The following is a 26,757-nucleotide window of genomic DNA, read 5'->3' as shown; positions in this document are numbered from 1 at the left end:
TATCATCATGTCCATGTCGTGACGCGGTTGGGTGGCGCGCGCCATCAGTACGGCGCAGCCAGCGGGCGGGACAGGCGCGGTGGCCTGCGGGCGATCGTGCGCCTGCGGCCTTCGCGCAGGCGCACGCCCATATCCGCCCCGCCGGGCAGGCAGATCACGTTGGATGCCGCAGGCGACGACATATCCATGCCCAGGGCTTCGGCAAACAGCATGACGTAATGCGCCGCCTTGTCATTCCACGACACGTCGTATCCCGCGCCATTCAGCTGAAGCTGCCGCCAGGCCGGGCGGTTGCGCCGGTACAGCGTGCGGGCCCGCGCGACGCCGGCGACCAGCGTCTCCCCATCCACCGGCGTGAACAGGAAGCCCGTCGCCCCACCACGCGCCAGAGCAGCAGGATTGGCATCCACAATGGTATCGGCCAGGCCACCCACGCGCGATGCAATCGGTACGGCCCCGTAATGCAGCGCACCAAGCTGGGTCAGCCCGCAGGGTTCAAACCGCGAGGGGATAAGCAGGGCATCCACGCCAGCGGGCACGCGGTGGCCCAGTACCTCGCTATACCCGATATGGCAGGCAAACCGCCCGGAATACTGCCGATGCAGGGCGGCAAGGCCGCGTTCGATTTCCCGATCCCCCTCCCCCACCACAATGATCTGGGTATTGCCCGCGAGCAGCCGTGGCATGACATCAGCCAGCAGGTCGATGCCCTTCTGCGCGGTCAAGCGACTGACAATGCCGATCACGAATGCATTCGGGTCCGCCCACAGGCCGAATTCCGCCTGCAGGTCACGCTTGTTGGGCGCGCGCCCGATCATGTCCCCCACGACGTAGGGAAAATGGACCGCGGGATCACTGGCCGGATTCCACGTATCGGTGCTGATGCCGTTCAGGATGCCCTCCAGCCGGTCGCTGCGGTGGCGCAGCAGGCCGTCCAGCCCCATGCCGCCTTCGGGTGTCTGGATTTCCTGCGCGTAGCTGGGGGAAACGGTGGTGATCCGGTCGGCATGGTACAGCCCGGCCTTGAGAAAGCTGATCGCGCCATAGCACTCGCACCCTTCGACCGAAAACGCCCCGGGCGGCAGGCCGAATTCCGACAGGCAGGACGCGGGGAAGCGCCCCTGGAAGGCTAGGTTGTGAATGGTCTGGACAACGGGCGGGCGCGGCGTGCCCAGCGCGATGCCGTCATGATACAGGTAGGCCGCCACAAGGCCGGCCTGCCAGTCATGCGCCTGCACGATGTCGGGTCGGTACTGGTCGATCCGGCCCTGCGCGATATCGGCGGCCATGCGCGACAGGACCGCGAAACGGATGCCGTTATCGGGCCAGTCCTGCCCATCGGGGCACATATACGGGTTGCCCGGACGGTCAAACAGGGCGGGCGCGTCAAGGATCAGCAGGTCCAGCCCGTCCACTGTGGCGGACCAAAGCGTGGCGGCATGTCCCAGCAGGCTGTCCATATGGGCAACCACCCGCCGTTCGCGCGCCGCCGCCATGACGGCGGGATAACCGGGCAGCAGCGTCGTAACCATGACACCATAGGGCGCAAGCGCCATGGGCAGCGACCCCGTTACGTCACCAAGCCCCCCTGTCTTGACGAAGGGAAACATCTCTGCCGTGACGGACAGCAGCCGGATCGGGGAAAAGAAAGGGGTAACCGCACGGACCATCGGCCTGTTTCCTTGCAGGGGGAAAAACCGGTCATATTTTCTGGTTCTGTGACAGTTAACGGGTCATTACCGGCATGGTCTCACCTACACGGTTATGTGATCATGCGGCCGCTACGTTATTACTTTGAAATATTCAAAAATAGCCCGAAGATAATAAAACGGCAATTATGTGGCGACATGACCAAATACAGGTCCGAAGTTATTATTTTACGCCGGTGGCCATCATGTCTATTTCTGCCATGCGATGAAGGACGCTTCCAGCGGAATGGACACATCGGGATGAAAACCCGTGACCCGTGGCGTGTAATCCGTTGCAGGCCGACTGGCGTCCACCTCCGCGTCATAGGACACAGACCCGTCCCGTCCGCCAGCCCCCGCTGTCATGGGCACGACGATGGGGGAGCCGGCGGGGACATCAGCATAAAGCTGGACCCGCACCATATCGGGCGTAATCGACCCCAGATGAAGGTCAACATGGATACGCCAGCGATCCGCCACGCGCGTCACCTGCAACGTGCCAAAGCGTATGTCCGCCCATCCCGCCGCCATTGCCTGCCGCCAGCGCCCGATGTCGGCTGCTTTTGCCCCACCATCAGCCAGCCGCGCGCGATAGGCGGCGGCAGCAGGCAGATAAAACCCGTGCGTATAGTGCCGCACCGCCCTGTTGGCTGAAAAACGCGGGGTCAGCCGCGCCATGCTTTCACGCATGATCGCAACCCAGTCCCGTGGCACCCCTTCCCCGTCGCGCTGGTAAAACAGGGGGACGATTTCATGTTCCAGCAGGGTGTACAGGCTGTCCGCATCATGGGCGTCGCGCGACGGGCCCTCGCCATGGTCCATGCCGTCGCCAATGACCCAGCCTACATCCGGCGCGCCCGCTTCCGCCCACCACCCGTCGGGTTCGGACACGTTCAGACCGCCATTGACAAGAACCTTCATGCCGCTGGTGCCACAGGCTTCCCATGGGCGCAGGGGGGTATTGATCCACAGATCCACCCCTTCCACCAGCCGTCGCGCAATGGACATGTCATAATCCACCAGAAAGGTCGCATGTCCCTGCACGTCGGGGCGGCGGATAAACTCCATCCACCGGGTAATCAGCGCCTGCCCCGCCATGTCGCGCGGATGCGCCTTGCCCGCGATCACCAGCTGCGCGGGCCGGTCCGCGCGGGTCAGGATACGGGCCAGCCTGTCGGGGTCATGCAGCAGCAGGTCCGGACGCTTGTAGGTGGCGAAACGCCGCGCGAACCCGATGGTCAGGACATCCGGGCCAAATGCTGGCGGTGGCATGCCGCATTCATGCCGCCCGCCCATGAAGCAGGCCCGCGCGCTGTGCTGGCCCACCATGAACCCCACCAGTGCCGCGCGGGCCTGCATGCGGCTGTGCCACAGATCATGGTCGGGAATGGCGCGGACGCCGTGCTCCACTTCCTCCAGCGTACCAAGCCAGCGGTCCTTGCCCGTGGCGCTGGTCCACAGGGCATCGGCGGCGGCGCTGTCCCACGTGGGCACATGCACCCCGTTGGTGACATGGGAAACCGGTACCTCGCCCTGCGGCCAACGGGGAAACTGCGGGTTGAACAGGGCGCGGCTGACCTGTTCATGCAGGCGGCTGACGGCATTGACCGCGCCACTGACGCGCAGCGCCAGCCAGGCCATGTTAAAGGGTGCATCAGGGGCCGCGCCTTCCCCCTGTCCGAGCGCAAGAATTTCGGCAATGTCCGTACGCAGGTCATGACAGGCGTAAAAGTCCAGATGCCGCCGGACCAGTTCGGGGGCAAAGCGGTCAAATCCGGCAGGCACGGCAGTATGGGTGGTGAAGACCGTACCTGCGCGGGCGATGGTCAGGGCATGGACAAAGGGGATGCCAAGATCCTCCATCAGCCCGCAGGCGCGTTCAAGGGCAGCGAAGGCGGCATGGCCTTCATTAAGGTGGCAGACATCCGGCCGCAGGCCCAGCACGCGCAGCAGGCGCCACCCCCCTATGCCCAGCACCATTTCCTGGCGCAGGCGCAGGGTGTCGTCGCCACCATAAAGCTGGGTGGTAATGCAGCGGATGGCGGGCGGATTGTCGGGGTCATTGGTGTCCAGCAGGTAAAGGACCGTCCTGCCCACCCGCGCACGCCATGCGCGCAGCCAGATCTGCCCCGTGGCGATACGGAAGGGCACGCGCAGCCGGTCGCCATTGCCATCACATACGGGGGTAATCGGCAACTGGGCGGGATCGTTGATGGGATACAGGGCTTCCTGCTGTCCCGTTGCGGAAAAGCCCTGCCGGAAGTATCCCTGCGCATACAGCAGCCCCACCGCCACGACCGGCACGCCAAGGTCGCTGGCGGCCTTCAGCTGGTCACCCGCCACGTTCCCCAGCCCACCGGAATAGATGGGCAGGGCCTCGTCCAGCATGTATTCCATGCTGAAATAGGCAATGGTGGGCGGCGGCGCCATGGTGCAGGCCTGCGTGAACCATGCCGGTTTTTCCCGGCTTTCGGCATGGGCGCGCACCAGCTGGTCAAGCATGTCACGAAAATCGGGCGTGGCCAGCAGGGCGCGCAGGCGGCTGCGTGGCGTATTGAGCAGCACGGCCCATGCGTTGCGCGTATGATCCCATATATCGGGCGCAAGCTGCCGCCACAGCCGGTCGGTGGCGTGATTCCATGTCCAGTGCAGGTCCAGCGCCAGATCGGTCACCGCCTGTTCCCCACTGGTATTGCATGGTGCCGTCATATCGCTCATGGCGCTACATTCGTGCTGGAGGCGAACATCCCGGTGGTGGATCCCTGCCCATTACGGGGCGAACGCGCACGGTCCGGGGCGGTTGCACGCGGCCCGTTGCCATGGCTGGTCTGCGGTCACGCGCAATCAATTCCTGTCCCCACCCTCTGGACAGGGGCCGGGTCATGCGGGATCAATCAGTTCCCTTTTTATATCCCCACCTGACAGAAGGAGGACCGACCGTGACATGGGTTCCTGATACACAGCGATATGCACATGCCCAGTTCCGCCGCTGCGGCCATTCCGGGATAAGCCTGCCGCCCATATCGCTGGGGCTGTGGCACAATTTTGGTGGGGAGGACGTGTTCGAAACCGGGCGCGCGGTGATCCGCCGGGCATTTGACCGGGGAGTGACACATTTTGACCTGGCGAACAATTATGGTCCCCCTTACGGATCGGCCGAGGAAAATTTCGGCAAGATCCTGAAACACGACCTTGCGGCACACCGCGATGAACTGATCATTTCGTCCAAGGCGGGATGGGACATGTGGCCCGGCCCGTATGGGGAAGGTGGATCGCGCAAGCATATCCTTGCCTCCGCCGAGCAGAGCCTGAAGCGGATGGAACTGGATTATGTGGATATTTTCTATTCACACCGCCCCACCCCCGATGTCCCGCTGGAGGAAACGGTCGGCGCGCTTGTGCAGCTGGTCCGTCAGGGCAAGGCGCTGTATGTCGGCATCTCGTCCTACAGCCCCGAACGCACGCGCGAAGCCGCCGAACTGCTGCGCGCGGAAGGCGTGCCGCTACTGATCCACCAGCCGTCCTATTCCCTGCTGAACCGCTGGATCGAGGTCTCCCTGCTGGATACGCTGGCGGAACTGGGGGTGGGATGCATTGCGTTTTCGCCACTGGCGCAGGGGCTGCTGACCAATAAGTACCTCCATGGCGTACCGGAAGGATCACGTGCGACGGCCGGTTCCTCCTTCAGCCGCGACATGTTGAGCGAGGACAACCTGTCCCATGTCCGCGCACTGAACGATATTGCCGCAAAACGTGGGCAGAGCCTGGCGCAGATGGCCATTGCGTGGGTGCTGCGCGACCCGCGCGTGACATCCGCCCTGATCGGCGCGCGCAATGTCGCCCAACTGGACAATTCGCTGGATGCGCTGGCGAACCAGTCCTTCAGCACGGATGAACTCGCCCTGATCGACCGGTACGCGCGGGACGGGAAAATCGACCTGTGGCGCACGGTCAGCACGCTGTAAAACGGACCACGCACCGGCAGGACGGCGGAAGATGATGGGCGCGCCTGCCATATCCGCGCCCTTCTGGCGGTCCTGCCGGATCAGATCGTGATGTGGGAGCGGACATCCTCCGCCACGAGATCACACGCCTGCCCCGCCAGCACGACCTTGCCACGGTCCTGCACGGGCAGGATGTGCCGCACCGCAACATCCAATGGCCGCCCGCCGGGGCCCAGCCCCCTTGCCACCAGCATGTCATTCCATGCGGATGCGGCAACCCCCGCACATTCGAGGGCAGTCAGCCGCAGCCGTAGCGCGGGCAGCACGACCATGGCCTGCGGGCTGACCAGCACCAGCGTCGCGACAGCCCCCTGTCCGCCCATGACGGCGGGTTGCGCCAGCAGGGCCGAAACATCCGTGCAGTCCAGCCGCAATAGATGCTCACCCGAGCCCTGGCGGCCGAATATCCGGTTTTCCAAAAAAAGGAAGGAGGCGGAGCCTGCCATGTCCACCGCCATGTGACGGTGAAGGCGGCTGCCATCAAAGGAAGATCGTGCCATGCGGAAGCCATTCCAGCCGCGCATTGGCGGCAACATGGCACGAGACCGCGATTTCAGCAGGCGCGTCATCAGGACGGGCGCGATAGATTCGCTCCGCCGCCTGCGATGTCACCAGCAGGTCCGTCCCCTCGCCACAGGCAAGATGACCCTCGATGCGCTCGCCTGCGGCAACGCTACCGGACATGTTGACGATCGCGGCCTCCATCCCCTGTCCCGCAATACGCGAAAAAAGCAGGCGGCAGCGCCCCGCCTGCTCCAGGTGGGCCATGCGCGTAAGCGAACCCTCGGCCCTGACGTCCAGACCGAACCGCCCTCCTGCACGCTGGAGAGGCGTAATCACAAACTCCACTTCCATCCAGATCCGACCACCGTAACCTTACAGACCCTGCATGACAGGTCCGTTGCGTAAAATTGCACAGGACACGCCGCACGGGGCGTCCGGTCGGGTCGATGATATCGGGATGGATCAGGTAGATGCAGCAGGAACTGAACGGATGCCGACCCTGTATCTGGCCGGCATTCGCATCATGCATGACGTCATGTTCATGTCAGTGTATCAAAATCTGGGTAGCGGGATCTGTGGAAAGAACCAGCATACCATGGCGATCAGCGTGACAAAGAAGACGACCATGCACCCAACAATAAAACCATGCCGTTTCTGTTCACGCGTCGTGAATGGCGGCGCGTTGGTGGGATTGACAGGCGCACGCCCGTCGCGCGGATTTCCGTCGGATGAATACTTCATTGGAACCATCCTTTGCCCGATATCCGGGTTCAGCATCATGCATTGCGGAAAGGTGTAGCCAACGGGGCAGCATGGGACGAACACGATATCCCGTCATCTATTGCGGAAGGGACTTTGCCGCCCGCAGATGATTTTCAAGCATGGGCAATGTATTGCTCGCCCATGTTTTCAGGGATGCGTTTTCACCATGTTCAGCATAGCGACGGAACAGGGAGACGGCATCCTCGTGCCCCGAAATCTGGTCCGTTCTGTACTGTAGCGCGAAGTCCCGCCCATGCAGGCCCTTGAGCTTGTCAAGTTCGTCCTGGTGGCTTTCATCAAGCGCGGTCGGTGGCTGTACCTGCACATTACCGCTGCGCAGAAGATCCTGCAGGGCGGCGGATGTCTTTTTATGGTCCTCGACCATTCGCGTGGCAAATGACGACAGGGCCGGGCTGTTGCCCTGCAGCGCCAGTTCGCTGGACTGGATTTCAAACATGTCGCTGATTGTGGCAAGCTTGATGAAATCCTCGGTCCGCGGGGCAATGCCCATAAGGGAATTGACCCCCGTCTTTTCGGGTATGGACTGCGCCACGGCGGGAGCGGACATGCATATCGCCAACCCCAGCATTGCCATCATGCTTTTCTTCATTGGGATTCCTCCAGATGGTTGAAAACGGACATGATCGCGCGCAACGGCCCCGCCATCGCGGCAGGTCGGCACAGGGACCATGCTGCCCGGCAGGTTCGTAAGTATCCGGGCCAGACAGATCAGGTATGGAAAACGGGGGGCACCGTCGGCTGCATCAGACCATACGGGCGGGCTGCCGGTTCCCCCAAAAAAAGCGGACCCCGTAAAGGGACCGCCCGTTCTGTTCAGGATTTTTCGCGGCCGTGGCCCGCATCGTAACGGCAGTCGGCTATTGCCATATGCCGGGGGGCATCGACGCAGTTGCCCGGCATATGCGCAGCCGCGCCGCCATGACGGTCGGCAAAGGTCATTGCTGTCAGACTGATGCGTTCGCGCTGGTTGATGCGATAAACCATGATCGTTCACCTTTTTACAGCGCGGTTGCCTTAATAAGATCCTTGTTTTTCCCCGGTCCCATTCGGGGCCGTGATCGGGAAGCAATCCTGCATACCTACGCTGTGAACAGATCAACGGAACAGGACATGGACGGTTCCGGCACCATCCATCAAAATAAAAAAATAATATTACATCATTGGTTTATGAATTGGATATCAGGTTCATAATATAAAAACCGGGACGTCCCCCATTCCTCCCTTGAAACCGTTGCGGGCGGGAAGCATGTGAAAAGACAGGATATGACTGTCAGCGCAGCGACGGACGCACCCGGCCCGAAGGGATACCTGCGCAACCCGCCCACAGGAATAACGGAACCACTCAATGCAACATCTGTCACGCTTCGCCTTTGCCTGCGCAAGTGTCATGCTCATGCTGCTGGCGCTCCTGCTGCTGACATTCGGCATGGTCAACCTGCTGTCCGCGCTGGGCCATTCATGGCATGCGGGCCGGAACGCCATATTGCAGGCCATAAGCTATGTCGTGATTGCAGTCGCGGTATTTGACGTGGCGAAATATTTCGTCGAAGAGGAGGTCATACAGACAAGTGGCAAGAAAAGCCTGGGCGAAGCACGTGCCAGCCTGACCAAATTCATTACCACCATCATCATCGCGGTATTCATAGAAGGACTGGTTGGGGTTTTTGAAACCAATACCGGCGCGCCATCCGATATCCTGTATCCCGCCAGCCTGCTGGTGGTGGCGACGATGATTGTCATATCCCTTGGCGTGTTCCAGCGCCTGAGCGTGGATGCCGAACGCAAGAAGAAAAAAGTGGGCGGGGAGGAATAACGCCCCGTATCCGGGCGTCCCTGCACATGGCGGGACGCCCGGTCGGGCTGGTCGGTTATTTACCGGTTGGGGCCTGCTTTTGCCCCTGATCGGGAATGGCCGTTTCTGCAAAGTCTTCCGATACGAAAACAAGGCTGTCGAGAACCTGCTGCAGTGCTGCCGATGCGTCCTGCGGGTGGCGCGCCTCGGTAAAGACCGTGGCACGGTTTACCGCGCCCAGTGTCTGGTCCAGCGGTGCGATCGCCATGATGAAGTCGGCATCTTCCGCTACGACCTGCAGCGTCTGCGCGGCCTGCTGGGTCTTGCCTGCCTTCAGCTGGTCATTGGCGGTGGAAATGGCGGCCTTCTTTTCCGGCGCCAGTGTTTCGCTGCCAATGACTTCACCACCAACAGGCACCCACGCGACCGGCGTCGTGCCCGCTACATGCCCGCTGGGGGCGGGATGCTGGGGGGCTGGCTGCAGGCTGTTTTCAGCGGCCATGAATTTGCCATTTGCCTTACCCGCGGCGGTCAGGCGCTTTGTCGCGTCATACAGCGCGGGAATGGCGGCATCGGTCTGGCCTGCATCCAGGATCTGCTTTGCATTCAGGATATCAGCCATCGCGCGCTGGCCATCAGCGGACAGATGATTGAACGCACGGGTTGCCTTGTATTTTTCCCAGTCCGTATGCAGCGATGCCGCATGCGCGCCAAGTGGCGCTGCAACCAGTCCGGTCACGACGGCCAGTGAAGCAATAAGACGCATGATTTTCCTTTTTTCGCAAACATGTCAGGTCACTGATCAGCCCGATCGCTGATCCCATCCGGTATTGTTACAAAAAATTGCTCCCCGGTCCATGCCTATTCCCCGCCGTGACGCGGTTGCCGCCCCGTCGTGGGCTATGCCATGATCACATCCGGACAGAACAGAGGAAACTTTCATGTTTACCCATATCGTCATCGGTTCGAACGATATTGAAGCCTCGAAAAAATTCTATGACAGCACCTTTGAAGCCCTCGATGTGCCGCCGTCGGAAATCAATGCCAAGGGGCGTCTGGTCTATGCCGATCGCACCGGCCGCCTGATCGTGACCAAACCGGTCAATGGCCAGCCTGCAACCGCCGCCAATGGCGGGACGATCGGCCTTCACGCCCGTTCGGAAGACGCCGTGCGCGCGTGGCATGCAGCGGGCGTGGCCAATGGCGGTGTAACGTGCGAAGACCCGCCGGGCATCCGTCACCATGAATCAGGCGACCTCTATCTTGCCTATCTGCGCGATCCGACCGGTAACAAGCTGTGCGCCATGTATCGCGTGCCGCCAGCATAACGCCATATGGTCCCTGCATTGGGGAAAGAGGCATAAAAAAATAACATAGTGATGAAATATGAAGGTTTCCGGGCGTCGCCATTCTTTTTATAAGGCGACGTTTTCTGGAGATATTTGAAAAACCTTCACCATACATCTCTTCAGGACGTGTGGACTGTTCATTATTCGTCTTTTGAAACAGGTACTGAGCGGACATATCGTGATCCCATGTCCGCCGTGCATGCCCCGACGTGCATGAAACAGAGGCATGACCATCCGCTGGTGGAAAAGAACCCATGCACTATCAGGATGGGTTGCGTCATCCCGATACTCTGGTCAAGGGACGCAGGACATATTATCCTGTTCCCGTAACAAGCCCTTGAATAACATCGGAATAGACAATGACGCGCCAGACCGTTCCATCCATCATGTCACCGCGGCGGCATAACCGGCGCTTCATGCCGGTCGTGCTTGCGGCACTGGCGATACCAGGATGGGCACACGCCACCATGGCACGTACCCTGCCGACAGCGGCCCCGCCTGCCGCCGCACCCGACATGCTGGGATCGACCTGTACTGCGGTACATGGCCAGATGGGCCTGCGGGTATCGCTTATGTTCGGGATGTATCGCCCGCACGGTAAAAAAATTACGAAACAGGAATGGAATGATTTCCTGCGCGATACTGTAACGCCGCGTTTTCCCGCCGGGCTGTCGGTGTTTCAGGCAGATGGACAGTGGCAGGATCGTGAAACCGGACGGGTCGGGCATGAACCGAGCCATATCATCTGGATTGTCACCCCACAGATCCCTGACCTGTCCGACCGCATCGCGGCCATCCGGCAGGCCTATACCACCCGTTTCCAGCAGCAGTCCGTTGGACTGTCCATTACGGCAGGCTGCAGTTCGTTCTGACAGCCTGCCGGGACTGACCGGTCAGATACCGCCGGAAATGGGCAGGTTGACGCCGGTCATGTAACTGGAATCATCACTGAACAGGAACGCCACCACGCCGGGAATTTCGTTAATGTTGCCATAGCGCCGCATAGGGATGCTGCCGATCATCTGCTGCGCCACTTCCTTGGGATCGGTGGAGAAATACTGGCTTCCGGCCTTCGCCTGAAGTTCCACCTGCCGGTCCCACATGAAGCCCGGCCCCATGAAGGCGGGGCTTATGGCGTTAACACGGATATTGTATGGGGCCAGATCCTTTGCCGCCACTTCGGTCAGGCCGATAATGGCGAATTTGGATGCCCCGTACGCCGCCATGTTGGGCGGTCCCTGCACGCCTGCCATGCTGGCGGTATTGATGATCCCGCCAGATTTACGCGCGACCATATGCCGTGAAACATGCCTGAGCACATGGAACGCGCCGCATACGTTGATCTGCATGACGCGGGCGAAGTCGGCTGCGGGATACTCCTGTATTGGGGCGAAAGCGCCCTGATAACCGGCATTGTTGAACAGAAAATCGATCTGTCCCAGTTCCGCCACAACGGTTTCGACCGTCTGCCGGACCTGTTCATCATCCGTTACGTCACAGGTATAGATATTAATGCGCACGTCATGTTCAAGCAGTGTCGCACGCGCCTGTTCCAGCTTGGCCGCATCAACATCCAGCAGCGCCAGATCAGCGCCCTGACTGGCCAGGCGGGTCGCCACCGCCAGGCCGATATTGCCTGCGGCGCCGGTCACCACTGCTACTTTTCCTGAAAATGAAAGGGGAACACCAGACATATGTATTTCCTTGGTCACAACGGGTCCGGATTGAAGAAAGAAACGACAGCACGCCTGTCCTGCCTTACCCGGCCCGGACAGTACAATGGCTTCCTGCCCTAACGGGTTCCCTGCGCGCCGACTATAGGAAAATCTGAACAGGACCTATCTGGTTGTCTGCATAAAATTCATGCCCTGCGGGATCAGGGAAAATGCTGTATCCGGCACTCATGGTCCTGCAGTTCTTCGCCTGACGCAAGATCACCATGGGCAATATCAACACGGTCATCCAGCATCACGAAAGCCGTCTGCCCATCGGGCTGCCTGACGGCGGTAATCACCAGTGTATGCTGTCCCATTTCCCGTGCCGGGTCCGCCAGATCGTGCGCAAGCAACCCGAAGGGCCGCGCACCCGACAGGTCCCCCACACTGATCAGACGGGCACGATAGGCATGCCCGGCAAGTGGCAGGTCAGTCCAGTCGCGCCCAAGACGTGGCGATGCCCAGTGCAGCGCCACCTTGATATCGGGACGGATGCAGTCAACATGGATATGCAACTGGTTCTGGCTGCGCCCGTAGGCCGAATTGATGGCCAGGGACATATCCTCTGGCGGCAGCGGATGGGGTAGCCTGCCATTGACACGGGCCGTCTGCCGCCATGCATAGGCAAAGTAGTCCGGCGCATCCGGACGCGTAACAAGGGGATCTTCCACACCCGTGACCCGTTGCGTCGGGATCACCAGGTACTGCCCCACCCCGACACGGTCCTTCAGCACGGCGTAGCCGGCATGCGTATCGGTTTCCTCACACGGTCCGGCATTTGCCTGCACCGCGCATTTTTCGTGCACGATATGCCACAGCACATCGGGGGAGCTACCGGCACGGGCAATACAGCCACAGACCAGTGCCCCGGCCATGATACCGATTGCCCATGTGATCTTCTTCATCCCGTTTCCCCGCCTTCAGCCCGCATGCACATGCCCCCATTTTCCGGCCCGTCGCGACATAGCTGGACGGCATGACAGAAAACGGGCTGTCACACACGCATCCCACTGCCACCATGGGATTGATAATACCGCCGACCTTCAGCCCAATCATGGCATACTCTCTCCCCTTCATGAAGACGCGGATCATACGGTCACTGACGGGGCGGATTATGACTGTTCCTGGATGCCGGAGACGACAGCAGCCGATCAGGATGGCCCACAAATTCATGGAGAATTCGGCGGAACGTTTTTTTCGGCAAGGTGACATGTCCTGAAGCTTTTTGCACAGAGCCTCACCAAAAAACCTTTATGATTTCATTTCATCTTCAGGCGTTGATCAGGGCCAGCCCTTCGGCAACTGATACGAATTCATTTCCGGTATCCACCCGCTCCGCCCCGAACCGTCGGTTGAACAGGTCGCGCACGGCGGGCACGAACGATGTACCACCCGTCAGGAAGACCCGGTCAATCGCGGTAGCAGGCAGTTGCGCCCGTTCCAGCGCCAGCCCCACCGCATCATCAAACTGCTTCAGATCGGGGGCAATCCAGCCTTCGAATTCCGCGCGCGTGATTTCACGATTTATGTGCACGTCACGGTGGTCATACCGCAGCACCGCCCGGTCGGCAGTAGACAGGTCCCGTTTTGCCGCCCCCACCGCGCGGTACAGCGCCTGCCCCTGCTGGTCATCAATAATGTTCATCAGCGCGCGCAGCCTGTCGGGTTCGGACGCGGTGCGGGCGACATCGGCGATATCACGCAATGTCTGGGGGGTGCGCATCAGCGCCAGGCGGTGCCAGCGCCCAAGGCTTGCATACCATTCGGCCGGAACCGGCAGCGGCTGCCCCCCCATGACGCGATAGGTGGAATGGCGGCCCAGTTCCGGCGCAATGACATTGTCGATGATACGGTAATCGAACTGGTCGCCCGCAATGCCGACACCGGCATAGCCCAGCGGCGTGGCGTGGCGCAGGTTGGCGGGATCAAAGCGCAGGATGGAAAAGTCGCTGGTGCCGCCGCCAAAATCGCCAACCAGCACGGTTGCGGGCGCATCCAGCCGTCGTGCGAAATGCCAGCCTGCCGCCTCGGGTTCCAGCGCCACGTCAACATGGTGGAATCCCGCCGCGCGGAAACTGTCGCGCAGGCGCTGCTCCCCCAGTGCATCATCGGGCCGTTCGCCCGCGAAATGCACGGGGCGGCCCACCGTGGCCGTGACATCGGCCGGGTCGATGCCAAGCGTGCGCGTAAGGCATGTCAGGAAACTGGCGATCAGCATTTCCAGCGTCATGACCTGTCCCATCAGGCGGGTCTGACGGAATGATGCCTGCGCCAGATAGGATTTCATGGACATGATCAGCCGACTGTCCGCCGGGTCTTCCAGATAGGCGTCGATTGCCGCCGCCCCGATCGCTTCATGCAGGGCGGATCGACCCGGCACCCCCTCCTCCCGCCACAGGCACAAAAGGGTGCGGCAGGTTTCGGAAGGCGGATGATGAGGAAAGGAAAACCGCGCGGGATATGGCCGCCCCTGCGCATCAAGCAGGACCACGACAGTGTTGGTCGTGCCGAAATCTATGCCGAGCCTGACGCCCCGATTGGATCCGATGGAAGACATACCGCCTCAATAGGCATGTGCCGTGCGCATGTCCATCGGCTGGCGGGCGTTTTGTGGTCCTTCTGCATTCAGGACCCCGACGGCTTTCCCGTCATGAGCCAGAGCATGAGCGCAGGCAGGAAGAAAAAAAGCCCCGTAGCCGCCAGCAGCCACGGCATGAGGAACACCACATCCGTATGCAGCACGAAGCGGCAGATCAGGTTTGCGATCCCCAGCATCGCCACGACACAGAAAAAAGCGCCCGCGTTCATCAGCAGCGTCCGGCCGCCGTTAATTTCCCGGAGTTTCTGTTCCATCATACGATCCCTCGCCTGTCCCGTGCGCCGGTACCCCCGACCGGCCTGCTGTACCCCAAGACCGCGCGGGTTGGAAGCCACACGCGCATGCCACCGGCCCCAACGCGCCGGGGCGGGCTGGATGACAGACGTTCACGGCGTTCTGCCTTCGGGCTGGATGTAGCCATCGGTCAGGGTGCGCAGGAACGCAACGATATCATCAATTTCAGCATCCGACAGCGCCGGCCTGTTGCCCGGACGGGGCCCAAAGGGCGGGTCCATGTTGATGTTGTCATGATACTGCGCAGGCAGATCATCATACATGCGCACTCGACCATCCGCGCCGGTCGGGTACCACATCCCCGGCCGCGTATCCCGCAGGGCATAAAACGCCACGGCCTGCCGCAGGGAATGCATGACGCCATTGTGGAAAAATACCCGTCGCGTCGCCACGTTGCGGAGCGATGGCGTGCGAAACAGACCGCAATATTCCGGGTGGTCGCGCAGGTCCGTGCGGTCGGGACCGCACAACCCCAGGTCAAAATAGCCGGGATCACGGTTCAGCGTGATATGCATATTACGCGGCACACCAAGGGCGATAAAGCCGTAATCGGTAAACTGCGGGGGCGTGCCATCATGCCCCGGCGCGCTGATATGGCACGATGCGCAGTTTCCCTTGTCTTCCTGCTCAAACAGACGCAGCCCGCGTGCTTCGTGGGCGGACAGTCGTGCCCGGCCCGCCAGTACCGCGTCGTATTTGCTGGTGTATGGATAAAACAGCCGTTCATCCTGCTGGTAGGTCGCAAGGGCTTCCACCACCATCGCGAAGCGGGCATCCGTATCGCTATCGGCCGGCAGCAGTGCGTCAAGGCGTGCACCATAGCCTGCGGCCCAGACCCTGCGGACCACGTCCGCCCTGCTGGCATTCGCCATTTCATAGGGCGACAGCAGGGGGATGCCCGCCTGCGCCTGAACGGTGTCGGCGCGGCCGTCCCACGTCAGGCCGCCGGTGGGGCCGTTATCGATACTTTCATCGGCTTCATCTTCCGAGTCATAAAAATGCTCGGTAAACTGGGGTACGTCCTGCAGGTATTTGAGGGACGGCACGGCACGATGGCCGCCAGCCTGCACGGATCTGTCATTGGCCTGCGCAAAGGCGTGCCCGTCCGCATGACAGGACGCACAGGCCATGCGCCCCGATGAGGACAGCCGCGGGTCATGGAACATGTCCCGGCCCAGCGTGGCCATGGCCTGCGCCCGTGCACGTGCCTGCGGGCGCGACAGGGCCACAATTTCGTCAGCCCGCCCACCGGCATCGGGCAGGAGCATGGACAACAGCACCAGAAGGATGGGCAACAGGCAGGTCCAGCGTGACATGACCCGATATGTCAGGGAAGGCACCTGTTTCCGCTCTCCGTTGCCGTGGCGTCAGGGGCCGGAGGGCCGGATGACGCAGGCCGCGATGTTACGATGCGCCAACCATCAAGTCAAAACCCTTTCCCGTTTAACGGAGCAGCCCACGCCAGCATGCCGGTTCAGTCCGCCACGGGGCCTTCGTCTTCCTCATCGGGTTCCAATGGTTCGACCAGTCCATCCTTGTCCGGATCAATGGGTTCTTCCTCATCATAATCCGGGCCGGGATCTTCGGGCAGGTCCAGCGGCTCCTTCTCATCGGGTTCACCCTGCCCGGGGTCATGGCCCGGATCATCGATGGGGGGGCGCGGCACGACCGAAGCAGGCCGGAAGGGAATGGTATCCAGTGGTGTTCCCGTTTCCTCAATCATGAACATGGCATGTCTCCATTCATGGGTCAGCATGCAACGGGCACGATGAAAACGGGTTTCGCCGCAGCGGGGATATTTTCAGCCCATGACCGCGCGGGACAGCGCGGGGAAACTGACCTCCGCCATGATATGATGGCTGATCCATGTCCCGCGGGCTGACACGGGGCCATGATGGACATAGTATCGACCGGCTTATTTCAGGAGAGACGATCATTGCCCGAAAACAGGCGTAAAATCATCATAGACACCGACCCCGGTCAGGATGATGCCATTGCCCTCATGCTGGCGCTGGCGTCTCCCCACCTTGAGGTGCTGGGGATTGTCAGCGTGGCGGGCAACGTGCCGGTCGCGCAGACGGCAACCAATGCATGCAAGATCCTGGAACTGGCGGACCGCAGGGACATAAAGGTTTATGCGGGCTGCGCACGCCCGCTGCGTCGCCCCCCCATCACCGCCGAGCATGTGCATGGCCAGAGCGGCATGGATGGCCCCGTCCTGCCCGCCCCCACCATCGCGCTACAGGCACAGCACGGGGTAGATTTCCTGATCGACACGATCCGCGCGCACCCTGCCGGCACCATAACGGTGGTCACGCTGGGTCCCATGACCAACCTTGCCATGGCGCTGGTCAAGGCGCCGGATATCGCGCAGCGGGTGGAACAGGTCGTCGCCATGGGCGGGGCCTATTCCGAATGCGGCAATATTACCCCGAATGCCGAATTCAACATGTTCGCCGATCCCGACGCCGCCGATATCGTATTGCACGGCCAGATCCCGCTGACGCTGCTGCCGCTGGATGTAACGCATCAGTTCCTGGTCACACCACCCCGTCTGGCACAACTGCGCGCCATGCCGGGGCGGTGCGCGCAGGCAGCGGCCAGCATGCTGGGCTTTTCCGAACGGTTTGACCTGAAAAAATATGGCTGGGAGGGCGCGCCCCTGCACGATCCCTGCACCATTGGCTGGCTGCTGGCACCCGACCTGTTTTCGGGGCGGGAGGTCAATGTATCGGTGGTGGTCGATGGTCCACTGATGCAGGGCGCCACGGCCGTGGACTGGTGGCACGTGACCGATCGGCCCGTAAATGCCCGTTTCCTGAGGCATGTGGACAGCGATGGCCTGTGGTCCCTGCTGGCCGATCACCTGGCGCGCCTGCCCTGACGGCCATTCCGGATCGCATGTTTCAGGGCGCCCCCTTCCGCCAGGCAGGCGGCGCCCCATGAAACGTTCCGAAACGGCGTTACCAGAGAATAGTCCGGTATCCTGCCCCATGCGGTATGGGCAGGCGTGGCCCCGCACCTGCTGCCGCCACGGGGAGCGTATTCCCACCTGACCTGATAACAATACGTTCAGCCGGACGCATCGGCTCCCTTCCCCCATCATCATATGGAAAAGCCCGGCAGCGGTTCATGGCCGTGCCACATCGGCTTTTGCTGCCTGCCCGCGTGATATGCCCCGACATGTGCGCGAAACGTGGGATTTTCATATTTGCACGGGTTATGTGCAAAAATATGGACCCTCCGTATCACCGTTCGGCCTTGTGCTTACGGAAAATTACACATAAACAATCGTGGAGAAGTGCCGAAAAGCACTTATTTTTTGGTGTAATTTGCATATGCAGCGATCAGAAACCGACAGGGCAGACGGCCCTTTCCCTGCTGGATGGACGACACCCCTGATCAATGACCATCAAGCCATGAAGCCCGAACGCCATGCATCTGCCTGAATCGATCAACCTGCTTTACGTGCTTTCCGGCCTGGGTGTCGGTTTCCTTGTCGGCATGACGGGCGTGGGGGGCGGGTCGCTCATGACGCCCCTGCTTATCCTGCTGTTCAAGGTGCATCCGCAATCAGCTGTCGGTACGGACCTGCTGTATGCGGCCCTGACCAAGACGGTGGGCACGCTGGCCCATGGCCGCCGCCAGTCCGTGGAATGGCGCGTGGTGGGGCGGCTGGCCATGGGCAGCATACCCGCCACCATACTGACAATCGGCATGCTGCACTGGGCCGGCAGTCCTTCGGCACAGGTGACGCATGTGATTTCCGTGGCATTGGGCATCGCCCTGCTGATCACCGCGCCCAGCGTCCTGTTCCGCCAGCGGCTGCAGACCCTGTCGCGACAGAAGGCAGGCAGCGTATCCCCCGCCATGACCGGTCGGCTGACCACGCTGCTGGGCGCGGTGCTGGGGATCATGGTCACGCTGTCTTCCGTGGGAGCCGGGGCCATCGGCATGGCGGCGCTGATCTTTCTGTATCCCAGGCTGGAGCTCCGCAGGCTGGTCGGATCCGATATTGCCCACGCCGTGCCGCTGACAGCGATCGCAGGCATGGGGCACTGGTGGATCGGGGATATCGATGTCGCGCTGCTGACCTCGCTTCTGTGTGGTTCCATACCGGGCATCATACTGGGCAGCCTGTGCATCGGACTGGTTCCCGATCGGGCGCAGCGGTTCATCCTGGCGGCGATCCTTGTGATCGTCGGGCTGAAGGTCGTCTGACGGTACCCACACGTATCGGGGGCAGGATCTTGCACCCGGGACGTAATCCATTACCGTGCCGCAACCATGGCAGGCGGGAGGCACGGGAATGGCATATGGAAAATACGCACTCATCCTCATCAGCATGGGCTACTGCTGTGTGGGGTGGGCACAGGCGGCGTCCGATGTGTCCGCAATGGAGATGCGACGGATCTTTGACACCCTGACCCTGCCGGATGCCCCGACACGCTATAACTCGGGTTCCGGCCTGCCAGGGCCGGATTACTGGCAAAACCGGGCGGATTACGTGATCCATGCGCGGATCGACACGCCCACCCATGCCCTGTCGGGGGAGGAAACCCTGACCTATACCAACAACAGTCCCGACAGCCTTGATACGCTGTGGCTGCAACTGGATCAAAACATATACCGCCCCCATTCCCGCGCGAGCTTCGTCAACCCCGAACGCCACGCGCGCACGACCGACGGGGTTACACTCGATTCAGTCGCCATCCTTCATGAAGGACACGAAATACCGCTCCAGCCCCATATATCCGACACCCGCATGCGGCTTGCCCTGCCCGGTGCGCCATTGCCACATGGACACAGGCTGCGCCTGCGCATCCGCTGGCATTACACCATCCCCGGGCCATGGGGCGGCCGCACGGCGGTAACGCCAACCGAGGATGGCGACATATATGAAATCGCCCAGTGGTATCCGCGCATGTGCGTTTATGACAGCCATCGTGGCTGGGACACGCTGCCGTATTTGGGGCAGGAGTTCTATCTGGAATACGGTGATTTTGATTATGCGGTCACAGTGCCGTGGAATTTCACGGTGGTGGGGTCGGGCGCGCTGCTCAACCCTGCCGCTGTCCTGACCCGGACCGAACGCGGGCGCCTGGCGCAGGCCGCCCGCAGCCGCGCAGCCGTGATGATCCGCACGGCGCAGGACGTGACCGCCCCCGACAGCCATCTGGCCCATGCAGGGGAAAAGACGTGGCATTTCCACATGGAAAACACGCGCGACGTTTCCTTTGCCGCGTCGCCTGCCTTTATGTGGGACGCGGCGCGAATGGACCTGCCGCCCGTTCGCCCCGCCCCCGGCATGCCGCCTGCGCCACGTCTGGCCATGTCGGTTTACCCACGCGCGGGGCGCGGCCCTCAGGCATGGGACCGTTCCACCGAATACGTCCGGCATGCCATTGAATACTTTTCCCGCCAATGGTTCCCCTACCCCTGGCCCAATGCCATCAATGTCGGCGGGCATGGGGCAGGCATGGAATATCCGGGTATTGTCTTTGACGGGTGGAAAGACCGTGATGCAGCATTGTTCTGGATTACCACCCATGAACTCGGCCATGGCTGGTTTCCCATGATCGTGGGCAGCAACGAGCGACGTTATGCATTCATGGATGAAGGATTCAATACTTTCATTGACGCCTACGCATCCCGACATTTCAACCATGGGGAATACGCCCCGAAACAGGACCCGGAATTCGCACCACAAACCGGCCGACCTGCGGATGACATCATTCCTGTCCTGACGGACCCGCAAGCACCGCCCCTTATGACAGCAGCAGAACTGGTACCGGAAAAATACCGGCATTCGGTTTCATATTTCAAAAGCGCATATGGACTTGTGCTGCTACGTGAGCAGATACTTGGTCCCGAGCGGTTCGATACCGCCTTTCGGCGATATATTCAGGCATGGGCATACCGCCACCCGACGCCATCGGATTTTTTCCGGATAATGGAAAGTGAAAGCGGGGAAGATCTGGGCTGGTTCTGGCGCGGCTGGTATTTTGAAAATGACTGGCCCGATTATGCAGTGTCCGATTTGTCCTATATCAATAATGACGCCCAGCAGGGTACGCAGGTCAGCATACGCACATTGGGTCGGCTCATGCTGCCAATAACGCTACGGCTGGAATATGATGATGGTACGCATGCCGATCAGGTTATCCCCACCGAAAGCTGGCACCAGACGGATACGCTTACGGTGACCTTTCCCGGTGGCCCGCCCGTCCTTCGGGCTGTTCTTGACCCGGACCATACCCTGCCCGAACCGGACCGCGCGAATAATATACGCAGCATGAAGTAAAGCCGTCATCCCACGCGGAACTGCGTGCGCATGACCTGTGACGATATTTGACCATGGATCTTGATGAAAATCTCAGACGTCGCATTTTTCAGGAAGCGGTGCTCTCCAATGCTTTGAAACAGGCGTCGCCGGAACTCTTCATCCTATCTGGACGATCATTTTGTAAACAGGTTTTCAAGATAGTTTTCGACCAATGAATGGTCCCGGTTCCATCCGCCTGATCGCCATATATAATGGAGGACAACACAAAAATGAAAAGCCATATATGGCGTATCATATCGTTACATTGATAGTTCAACAAAACAGATCGGCTGCCCTGCCCTGTCTACTGGCGTTTCTTCCATGTGCATGAAATCTGGACATGAAGCCATGCTGCCAAGACGGACACCACAAAACCGGCCACATGCAACATGGGCAAGTGGAAGGGCGCGCCTTTTCCTTTGTCATTACATATGAGAAATTTTCTTTTCCATTCCCCACAAACATAAATGCCCAGCCTGCGAACAGGCTGGGCATTTATTATGTCATAACGTCTGATATTATGCTTCTGCGTCAGCAGCTTTCTTACGGCGCTGCCGGGTCTTGCGGGCAGGCTTTGCCGGGGCAGCTTCCACAGGGGGGGCTTCCGGTTCCGCCACGACCTTGCGACCCAGACCGATCTTCTGGGCCAGGGACGAACGATGCGCGGCATAGTTGGGCGCGGTCATCGGATAATTGGCGGGCAGGCCCCATTTTTCACGATACTGTTCGGGGGTCATGCCGTACGCTGTCTGCAGGTGGCGCTTGAGCATTTTCAGCTTCTTGCCATCTTCCAGACAGATCACGTAATCAGGAAATACTGATTTCTTGATCGGCACTGCAGGCTGAAGCGGGGCGGGTTCGACCGCCTTTTCCACGCCCAACCCCTTCAGCGCAGTATAAACCGTTTCGATCAGGGTGGGGATCTGCTCAATGCCAACGGTATTATGGTTGGTATGCGCCGCCACGATCTCTGTCGTCATGGATACCAGTTCGGTATGCGGAAGATCTTTATTATCCAATGTCTGGTCTTTCCTCTGTCGATTGATGTCCGGGGACCTCTCTCCCCTATCAGTAATAATCATGTGTCTATTATGCAACCACAATAATAGCCTTCTGCCGCGTATTTTTTATATATCCCCCATTACAGGCGCACACACGACCAACGCCAGCACAGGTTGCATATCAGTGTGTCCACATGTTCCCACACGCCTGATTACACGCCAATAACCTCGTCCATTATCGCATTCATGCAGGATATGCAATTTTTTCTCTGGAACCATTGAACAGATTTATCGCAACTTCGAATTTTACTAATTTTTGTTAATGAATTTTCATTATTTTACAAATACATCATATAAAAAATGCAGCCGGAATTCCCTATACGATTGCTGTAATAAACGATCCGGAATGAAAACAAAATGCCAGAATCAATATAAAAAAGGAAAATTTTTCATATCGACAGAAGTCCGTTTATTTTCAATATCATGTAAAGTGAATATCATGCCATCAGCCACATTGACGGATGATGGAAATTTCTTTTCTTTCATTTGATTTCAATGCTACGGCCCGAAGTTATCACAACATCCAGACGTAAACCATTCAGTTATTACATATTAAAATAACGACATCCAGGATGGGCCATACTGACATATCCATATACATATAAATATGGACATCATCGCGGACGGCCTGCACCACTTATGGCGCATTCCGGTCATGGCGTGTGTTATTACATAAATGACAGAGCCGGCATTAATCCCGGTCAGAAATCATATACAAGTAATACACGCATCAGTTGTATACCTGTCCAACCGCCCCGCCCGTCATTCAGATTTATGTGACATCACCCATGCCGCGGCACCCGGCCAACAGAATGTGTTCAGGAATATTACATTATTTGTAACAATTATATGATTATTGCGCATAAATAAACAGAAGGCAGGATGCGCCCACATCCTGCCTTTCCCCTGCCCGTTTCCGTAACAACGGAATCCCTAGCTTAGCCCGTCCACCATGACATGCGGCAGTCCACGACTGCACGTTTCAACACGGGCAACAATGTCATAGGTCTGGCTTAGTGTATCAGGCGTAATGACATCGAGTGGAGGGCCGGCTGCAATAATTTTACCATTGCGCAGGATGACATCGTAATCCGTCATGCGCACGGCAATATTCAGGTCATGCAGCACCATGACCGTCACGATGTTACGCCGTTCGGTCTCACGACGTAGTACATCCATGACGGCAAACTGATGATGCAGGTCCAGCGCACTGAGAGGTTCGTCAAGTAACAGGGCATCCGGATGCCGCCCCAATGCCTGCGCCAGCCCCACAAGCTGACGCTGGCCGCCCGACAGTTCATCCATATACTGCATGGCCAGATCCGCTATGCCGAATATGTCCAGCATGTGCAGGGCCGCGTCAATTTCGTCGCTGCCCGTGACTTCCGGCATCACACCCGTGGCGTTCTGGGCCGCAAGCAGGGATTCCAGTACCTGCAGGTGCACGGTGGCCGGCAGGGTCTGGGGCAGGTACAGGCAACGCCGTGTGCGCTGCGCCAGCGACATGCCTGAAAGCTCGTCCGGACCCAGCATGACCCGTCCCGTCGCCTCCCCCAGTCCCGCCATGGCACGCAGCAGGGTGGACTTGCCACTACCATTGGGTCCCAGCAGGGCCGACACCCTGCCCCTGGGGAACGGTCCTGCCGTCAGGTCATCCAGAACGATGCGCCGGCCGTATCTGACGGTCACATGTTCCGCAAACAGGCCGCCGGTCATGACAGCCCCTGCCGGCGCAGGACAATGGCAAGGAAGAACGGAATACCGACCAGAGCCGTAACGATACCCGTGGGGATCACCACACCGGGCATGATGTTGCGCGCCGCCACCGAAGACAGCGACATAACCAGCGCACCGACAAACATGCTGCCGGGCAGGTAGAAACGATGGTCCTCCCCCAGCAGGCGACGGGCGATATGGGGGGCCACCAGCCCGACAAACCCGATTGTCCCCACAAAGGACACTGCCAGCGCCGACAGGATGCTGACCCGCAGCAGCGCGCCCCGCCGAACCTGCGGCACATCGACCCCCAGGCTGGCCGCACGTTCTTCCCCCATGCGCAGCACGGTTAGTTTCCATGCCGCGCGAAAGGACAGCGGCGCCACCACAACGCAGGCCGCCGCCAGCAGCCCCAGCTTGGGCCATGTTGCCCGCGTCAGGCTGCCCATGGTCCAGAACACCAGATCCTGCAGCGCGTCTTCATTGGCAACAAACTGTAACAGGGACACAAGCGCGTGGAACGCAAACACCAGCGCAATACCAAACAGCACAACGGTTCCCGTCCCTGCATTGCGCCTGCGCGACACCATATCCAGCAGCAGGACGGACCCGATGGCAAACACGAAGGCATCGGCCGACACCACCCACGCATCCGGCACACCGGGCAGTCGCCATTGCAGGATAATGGCGAGGGACGCGCCAAACGCCGCCGCGGCCGAAACCCCCAGCGTAAACGGGCTGGCCAGCGGATTGGCCAGAACGGTCTGCATTTCCGCCCCCGCCAGCCCCAGCGCCGCCCCGACGCATACGGCCATGAGCGCATATGGCAGGCGGATCTGCCAGACAATGACGCTCTGCCCCGCCGAGACATCATGCGGGTGCAGCAACGTGCGGATCAGCGCGCCCACCGACAGGCCCGATGGCCCAAGGCAGAAATCAAGCACGACCGATGCGACGATACACCCGGCAATGACCGCCAGAATCCCCAGACGCCGCCGCAGCAGCATGCGGTAGGACCCGCGCACCTGCCGGGCGAAATCCGACAGGTCGGGGGAAGTGGCGTGGAACGCGGTTACGGTGTCATCATCAGGGACGCGCATTGATCCAGAAGGTCCCTTCCTGCCTGACCGGGAGAAAACGGGCATACAGCTCCTTCTGCGTCGCATCCGGGTCCAGATCGCCAAACAGGTCGGGGTGGAACCATTTCGCCATGACCTCGACCGCGAGGATATTGTATGGCGAATCATAGAAGGAATGCCAGATTCCATAATCATGCCCGGTGGTGACCGCGCGCAGGCTGGAAATGCCCGGACGTTCCGTCACCCGCAGCAGGGACGCGCGCGCGACGTCCGGCGTGACCTCCGCCCCCATGCGCAGGCCCGGCCCGGCGGCCTTCGGTCCCTTGGTGCCGTCGGCAATATAGATGTCGGGATCAGCGGAGATGACTTTTTCCAGATCGATATCGCCGATATATCCCGGCAGTAGCGGGGCAGCGATGTTCTGGCCACCGGCGGCGTCAATGAACGCCCCCATGTTGCCCTTGCCCGCCGTATGGCAGCAGCTTTCACGCATGGCCGCCAGCATTTCGATAAAGACCTTTGGCCGCTGCGCCTGCGGCAGCGACGCCACCCGGTCGGTCACATGCTTAAGATGCGACTGATAGAAGGCCAGGTATTCCGCCGCCTCGTGTTCACGATTCAGGACCTTTCCCAGTATCTGCATGGACGTGACGGTGTCATGCAGCGGATCGGCGCGGAAATCGACAAAGATGACCGGCACATGGGCGCTTTCCAGTTGCGAGACCAGTTCGCTCGCCGCCCCCGGTCCATGGCCGGACACCGTCAGGATGGCAAGGTCGGGGTGCAGGTCCAGAACCCGTTCCGGGCTGACCGTATCTGCCGTGGTCTTGCCGATCAGCGCCACGTTCGCAGCCTGCGGGAAGGTTGCGACGTACTGGTCATAGCTCTGGGTATCCGCGCCGCGGAATTCCCCCTGCCACCCGACGATCCGATCAAAAAGATGCTGTTTTTCCAGCGGGGCAAGGGCGTAGATCAGCCGCCCTTCCCCCAGGATGATGCGATGGACACTGGCCGGGACATCCACCTTGCGGCCCGCAAGGTCGGTCACGGTTTCGGCCCGTGCCATGGGGATCACCGCTGACAGACCCATGGCCGTCACCATCCCGCATGCCAGCACGCGCCAGCTGTCCAGTATCCGTCTCATCACTTTACTCCGACCTGTGAGGTCCTATCCCCGTTCGGGAATCACTTCTGGGGGTAGGCGAAATTGAATTTCTCGGTAAACGGCTGCCAGAATCCCGGCGTGCCGGTTTCCTTGTCCACATGGTGCAGGAAACCGCTCTGCTCGGGCGAGGAATAGGTCAGCACGACGGTATAACGACCGGGGCCATCCATCTGCACGTTATCGGCGTAATGGGGGCCATCCTTGGCGGTCATGAAGTGCATCGTGCCTTCGGCCTTCCATGGCGTGCCGTCCTTGGTCAGCGAATAGCCGATCGTCAGGTACGGCACCCACGCTCCGTCGGGGTAGCCCCACACGTTATCGGCAGTGGCATGGACGTCGGTTTCAAGGTGGATGGTATCGGGCCTGGTATTGTCGGTCATGCCGGCAGGCATGGGGTCCACCATGATCCCGGTCAGGTAGCTCGACGCGATTTCCATGTCATGCGCATGGACAGGACCGCCAATGGGATATTCACGCGCCTGCGCCGCAGTGACACCAACGGGCAGCGCCGCGATAGCCAGTGCTAGTATAGAAAACTTTTTATTCATGATGCCTGTTTCCATCTCTCTGATCATTAAGTCACGACATAATGTTTTATTTTTTAATTACAGTAATGCCGCGACAGATCGCAGATTCCCTTTCGGCTGATTACACAAATCTGATAATGATAATTGTTATCAATG

Annotated in this window: 26 protein-coding genes; 9 read left to right on the top strand and 17 right to left on the bottom strand. The window is 60.1% G+C overall.

Annotated elements, in window-relative coordinates; all coding sequences use genetic code 11:
• Positions 1-44: 44 nt before the first annotated feature.
• Entirely contained in the window at positions 45-1,670 is a 1,626-nt protein-coding gene (glgA, locus tag HNO79_RS07300; RefSeq protein ID WP_214165070.1) for a glycogen synthase GlgA, read from the bottom strand.
• A 228-nt stretch (positions 1,671-1,898) separates the two neighbouring features.
• Positions 1,899-4,406: an alpha-glucan family phosphorylase gene (gene glgP / locus HNO79_RS07295; protein ID WP_214165069.1), complete on the bottom strand. Its 2,508-nt coding sequence runs from the start codon at positions 4,404-4,406 to the stop codon at positions 1,899-1,901.
• A gap of 221 nt (positions 4,407-4,627) precedes the next feature.
• Here glgP and mgrA point away from each other — a divergent pair, with 221 nt between their 5' ends.
• Positions 4,628-5,653, top strand: coding sequence for an L-glyceraldehyde 3-phosphate reductase (gene mgrA, locus HNO79_RS07290; protein WP_010513377.1), 1,026 nt, complete (start codon positions 4,628-4,630; stop codon positions 5,651-5,653).
• An 80-nt stretch (positions 5,654-5,733) separates the two neighbouring features.
• On the opposite strand, the gene HNO79_RS07285 is transcribed toward mgrA, so the two are convergent.
• Positions 5,734-6,192, bottom strand: a complete 459-nt coding sequence (locus tag HNO79_RS07285; protein ID WP_253735562.1) for an urease accessory protein UreD — start codon at positions 6,190-6,192, stop codon at positions 5,734-5,736.
• A complete protein-coding gene (locus HNO79_RS17395) occupies positions 6,173-6,532 on the bottom strand; it encodes an urease accessory protein UreD (RefSeq protein ID WP_253735561.1) in 360 nt (119 codons plus the stop codon). Before HNO79_RS17395 ends, HNO79_RS07285 begins: the two co-directional genes overlap by 20 nt.
• A 61-nt stretch (positions 6,533-6,593) precedes the next feature.
• On the opposite strand from HNO79_RS17395, the gene HNO79_RS07280 reads away from it, so the two are divergent.
• Positions 6,594-6,995, top strand: coding sequence for a hypothetical protein (locus HNO79_RS07280; protein WP_214165133.1), 402 nt, complete (start codon positions 6,594-6,596; stop codon positions 6,993-6,995).
• A 39-nt stretch (positions 6,996-7,034) separates the two neighbouring features.
• Here the strand turns inward: HNO79_RS07280 and HNO79_RS07275 are convergent, their stop codons facing one another.
• Positions 7,035-7,568, bottom strand: a complete 534-nt coding sequence (locus tag HNO79_RS07275) for a DUF4142 domain-containing protein (RefSeq protein WP_048855968.1) — start codon at positions 7,566-7,568, stop codon at positions 7,035-7,037.
• A gap of 242 nt (positions 7,569-7,810) precedes the next feature.
• Between HNO79_RS07275 and HNO79_RS07270 the strand changes: the two genes are divergently transcribed.
• A complete protein-coding gene (locus HNO79_RS07270; RefSeq protein ID WP_214176804.1) occupies positions 7,811-8,170 on the top strand; it encodes a hypothetical protein in 360 nt (119 codons plus the stop codon).
• A 154-nt stretch (positions 8,171-8,324) separates the two neighbouring features.
• Positions 8,325-8,792 carry a hypothetical protein gene (locus tag HNO79_RS07265; protein WP_154220799.1) on the top strand — a complete coding sequence of 156 codons (468 nt, stop codon included), beginning with the start codon at positions 8,325-8,327 and terminating at the stop codon, positions 8,790-8,792.
• A gap of 55 nt (positions 8,793-8,847) precedes the next feature.
• Here the strand turns inward: HNO79_RS07265 and HNO79_RS07260 are convergent, their stop codons facing one another.
• Positions 8,848-9,537, bottom strand: a complete 690-nt coding sequence (locus HNO79_RS07260; protein ID WP_010516230.1) for a YfdX family protein — start codon at positions 9,535-9,537, stop codon at positions 8,848-8,850.
• Positions 9,538-9,712: 175 nt separating this feature from the next.
• On the opposite strand from HNO79_RS07260, the gene HNO79_RS07255 reads away from it, so the two are divergent.
• Both HNO79_RS07255 and HNO79_RS07250 read left to right on the top strand, forming a co-directional pair.
• Positions 9,713-10,099, top strand: a complete 387-nt coding sequence (locus HNO79_RS07255; protein WP_200409167.1) for a VOC family protein — start codon at positions 9,713-9,715, stop codon at positions 10,097-10,099.
• A 380-nt stretch (positions 10,100-10,479) separates the two neighbouring features.
• Positions 10,480-10,992: a DUF3574 domain-containing protein gene (locus tag HNO79_RS07250; RefSeq protein WP_200409166.1), complete on the top strand. Its 513-nt coding sequence runs from the start codon at positions 10,480-10,482 to the stop codon at positions 10,990-10,992.
• 21 nt (positions 10,993-11,013) lie between these two features.
• Here the strand turns inward: HNO79_RS07250 and HNO79_RS07245 are convergent, their stop codons facing one another.
• From HNO79_RS07245 to HNO79_RS07220, 6 genes are all read right to left on the bottom strand, one after another.
• Complete coding sequence (locus tag HNO79_RS07245) at positions 11,014-11,814, bottom strand: SDR family NAD(P)-dependent oxidoreductase (protein WP_214165067.1); 801 nt, start codon at positions 11,812-11,814, stop codon at positions 11,014-11,016.
• Positions 11,815-11,996: 182 nt separating this feature from the next.
• The gene (locus HNO79_RS07240; protein WP_042659008.1) at positions 11,997-12,740 is read right to left on the bottom strand and encodes a CDP-diacylglycerol diphosphatase; all 744 of its coding nucleotides are present in this window, start codon (positions 12,738-12,740) and stop codon (positions 11,997-11,999) included.
• 365 nt (positions 12,741-13,105) lie between these two features.
• Positions 13,106-14,392 (bottom strand): Hsp70 family protein, encoded by a 1,287-nt coding sequence (locus tag HNO79_RS07235; RefSeq protein WP_214165066.1) that lies wholly within the window; start codon positions 14,390-14,392, stop codon positions 13,106-13,108.
• Positions 14,393-14,460: 68 nt separating this feature from the next.
• On the bottom strand, positions 14,461-14,769 hold the full coding sequence (locus HNO79_RS07230) for a hypothetical protein (protein ID WP_232275950.1): 309 nt from the start codon (positions 14,767-14,769) through the stop codon (positions 14,461-14,463).
• A 51-nt stretch (positions 14,770-14,820) separates the two neighbouring features.
• The gene (locus HNO79_RS07225; RefSeq protein WP_338034400.1) at positions 14,821-15,996 is read right to left on the bottom strand and encodes a cytochrome-c peroxidase; all 1,176 of its coding nucleotides are present in this window, start codon (positions 15,994-15,996) and stop codon (positions 14,821-14,823) included.
• A 206-nt stretch (positions 15,997-16,202) separates the two neighbouring features.
• The gene (locus HNO79_RS07220; protein WP_042659009.1) at positions 16,203-16,457 is read right to left on the bottom strand and encodes a hypothetical protein; all 255 of its coding nucleotides are present in this window, start codon (positions 16,455-16,457) and stop codon (positions 16,203-16,205) included.
• A gap of 165 nt (positions 16,458-16,622) precedes the next feature.
• On the opposite strand from HNO79_RS07220, the gene HNO79_RS07215 reads away from it, so the two are divergent.
• From HNO79_RS07215 to HNO79_RS07205, 3 genes are all read left to right on the top strand, one after another.
• The gene (locus HNO79_RS07215) at positions 16,623-17,612 is read left to right on the top strand and encodes a nucleoside hydrolase (protein ID WP_214165121.1); all 990 of its coding nucleotides are present in this window, start codon (positions 16,623-16,625) and stop codon (positions 17,610-17,612) included.
• Positions 17,613-18,163: 551 nt separating this feature from the next.
• Complete coding sequence (locus HNO79_RS07210; RefSeq protein WP_214165065.1) at positions 18,164-18,949, top strand: sulfite exporter TauE/SafE family protein; 786 nt, start codon at positions 18,164-18,166, stop codon at positions 18,947-18,949.
• A gap of 88 nt (positions 18,950-19,037) precedes the next feature.
• Complete coding sequence (locus HNO79_RS07205) at positions 19,038-21,032, top strand: M1 family metallopeptidase (protein ID WP_214165064.1); 1,995 nt, start codon at positions 19,038-19,040, stop codon at positions 21,030-21,032.
• A gap of 539 nt (positions 21,033-21,571) precedes the next feature.
• Here HNO79_RS07205 and HNO79_RS07200 read toward each other — a convergent pair.
• The 5 genes from HNO79_RS07200 to HNO79_RS07180 form a co-directional block, all read right to left on the bottom strand.
• Positions 21,572-22,072, bottom strand: a complete 501-nt coding sequence (locus HNO79_RS07200; protein WP_010516243.1) for a MucR family transcriptional regulator — start codon at positions 22,070-22,072, stop codon at positions 21,572-21,574.
• A 975-nt stretch (positions 22,073-23,047) separates the two neighbouring features.
• Positions 23,048-23,830: an ABC transporter ATP-binding protein gene (locus HNO79_RS07195; RefSeq protein ID WP_010516244.1), complete on the bottom strand. Its 783-nt coding sequence runs from the start codon at positions 23,828-23,830 to the stop codon at positions 23,048-23,050.
• Entirely contained in the window at positions 23,827-24,930 is a 1,104-nt protein-coding gene (locus HNO79_RS07190) for a FecCD family ABC transporter permease (protein WP_200409159.1), read from the bottom strand. The genes HNO79_RS07195 and HNO79_RS07190 overlap by 4 nt, the downstream gene beginning before the upstream one ends.
• Complete coding sequence (locus tag HNO79_RS07185) at positions 24,917-26,053, bottom strand: ABC transporter substrate-binding protein (protein ID WP_010516246.1); 1,137 nt, start codon at positions 26,051-26,053, stop codon at positions 24,917-24,919. The genes HNO79_RS07190 and HNO79_RS07185 overlap by 14 nt, the downstream gene beginning before the upstream one ends.
• A 41-nt stretch (positions 26,054-26,094) precedes the next feature.
• Positions 26,095-26,637, bottom strand: a complete 543-nt coding sequence (locus HNO79_RS07180; RefSeq protein ID WP_048856977.1) for an iron transporter — start codon at positions 26,635-26,637, stop codon at positions 26,095-26,097.
• Positions 26,638-26,757 lie beyond the last annotated feature (120 nt).

The sequence above is a fragment of the Komagataeibacter oboediens genome, assembly GCF_018491655.1.
Lineage (GTDB): Bacteria > Pseudomonadota > Alphaproteobacteria > Acetobacterales > Acetobacteraceae > Komagataeibacter > Komagataeibacter oboediens.
The sequence above is the reverse complement of the archived record's forward strand: the minus strand, read 5'-3'. Positions and strand labels throughout refer to the sequence as shown.

Excerpts from the sequence above, each read along its gene's own strand:
- HNO79_RS07210 (WP_214165065.1), top strand. The coding sequence starts at position 18,164 with ATGCATCTGCCTGAATCGATCAACCTGCTTTACGTGCTTTCCGGCCTG.
- HNO79_RS07275 (WP_048855968.1), bottom strand. The coding sequence starts at position 7,568 with ATGAAGAAAAGCATGATGGCAATGCTGGGGTTGGCGATATGCATGTCC.
- HNO79_RS07235 (WP_214165066.1), bottom strand. The coding sequence starts at position 14,392 with ATGTCTTCCATCGGATCCAATCGGGGCGTCAGGCTCGGCATAGATTTC.
- HNO79_RS07260 (WP_010516230.1), bottom strand. The coding sequence starts at position 9,537 with ATGCGTCTTATTGCTTCACTGGCCGTCGTGACCGGACTGGTTGCAGCG.
- glgA (WP_214165070.1), bottom strand. The coding sequence starts at position 1,670 with ATGGTCCGTGCGGTTACCCCTTTCTTTTCCCCGATCCGGCTGCTGTCC.
- HNO79_RS07250 (WP_200409166.1), top strand. The coding sequence starts at position 10,480 with ATGACGCGCCAGACCGTTCCATCCATCATGTCACCGCGGCGGCATAAC.
- HNO79_RS07285 (WP_253735562.1), bottom strand. The coding sequence starts at position 6,192 with ATGGCACGATCTTCCTTTGATGGCAGCCGCCTTCACCGTCACATGGCG.
- HNO79_RS07240 (WP_042659008.1), bottom strand. The coding sequence starts at position 12,740 with ATGAAGAAGATCACATGGGCAATCGGTATCATGGCCGGGGCACTGGTC.
- HNO79_RS07255 (WP_200409167.1), top strand. The coding sequence starts at position 9,713 with ATGTTTACCCATATCGTCATCGGTTCGAACGATATTGAAGCCTCGAAA.
- HNO79_RS07245 (WP_214165067.1), bottom strand. The coding sequence starts at position 11,814 with ATGTCTGGTGTTCCCCTTTCATTTTCAGGAAAAGTAGCAGTGGTGACC.
- glgP (WP_214165069.1), bottom strand. The coding sequence starts at position 4,406 with ATGAGCGATATGACGGCACCATGCAATACCAGTGGGGAACAGGCGGTG.
- HNO79_RS07185 (WP_010516246.1), bottom strand. The coding sequence starts at position 26,053 with ATGAGACGGATACTGGACAGCTGGCGCGTGCTGGCATGCGGGATGGTG.
- HNO79_RS07195 (WP_010516244.1), bottom strand. The coding sequence starts at position 23,830 with ATGACCGGCGGCCTGTTTGCGGAACATGTGACCGTCAGATACGGCCGG.
- HNO79_RS07205 (WP_214165064.1), top strand. The coding sequence starts at position 19,038 with ATGGCATATGGAAAATACGCACTCATCCTCATCAGCATGGGCTACTGC.
- HNO79_RS07220 (WP_042659009.1), bottom strand. The coding sequence starts at position 16,457 with ATGTTCATGATTGAGGAAACGGGAACACCACTGGATACCATTCCCTTC.
- HNO79_RS07225 (WP_338034400.1), bottom strand. The coding sequence starts at position 15,996 with ATGCTCCTGCCCGATGCCGGTGGGCGGGCTGACGAAATTGTGGCCCTG.
- HNO79_RS07190 (WP_200409159.1), bottom strand. The coding sequence starts at position 24,930 with ATGCGCGTCCCTGATGATGACACCGTAACCGCGTTCCACGCCACTTCC.
- HNO79_RS07180 (WP_048856977.1), bottom strand. The coding sequence starts at position 26,637 with ATGGAAACAGGCATCATGAATAAAAAGTTTTCTATACTAGCACTGGCT.
- HNO79_RS07265 (WP_154220799.1), top strand. The coding sequence starts at position 8,325 with ATGCAACATCTGTCACGCTTCGCCTTTGCCTGCGCAAGTGTCATGCTC.
- HNO79_RS07215 (WP_214165121.1), top strand. The coding sequence starts at position 16,623 with ATGGACATAGTATCGACCGGCTTATTTCAGGAGAGACGATCATTGCCC.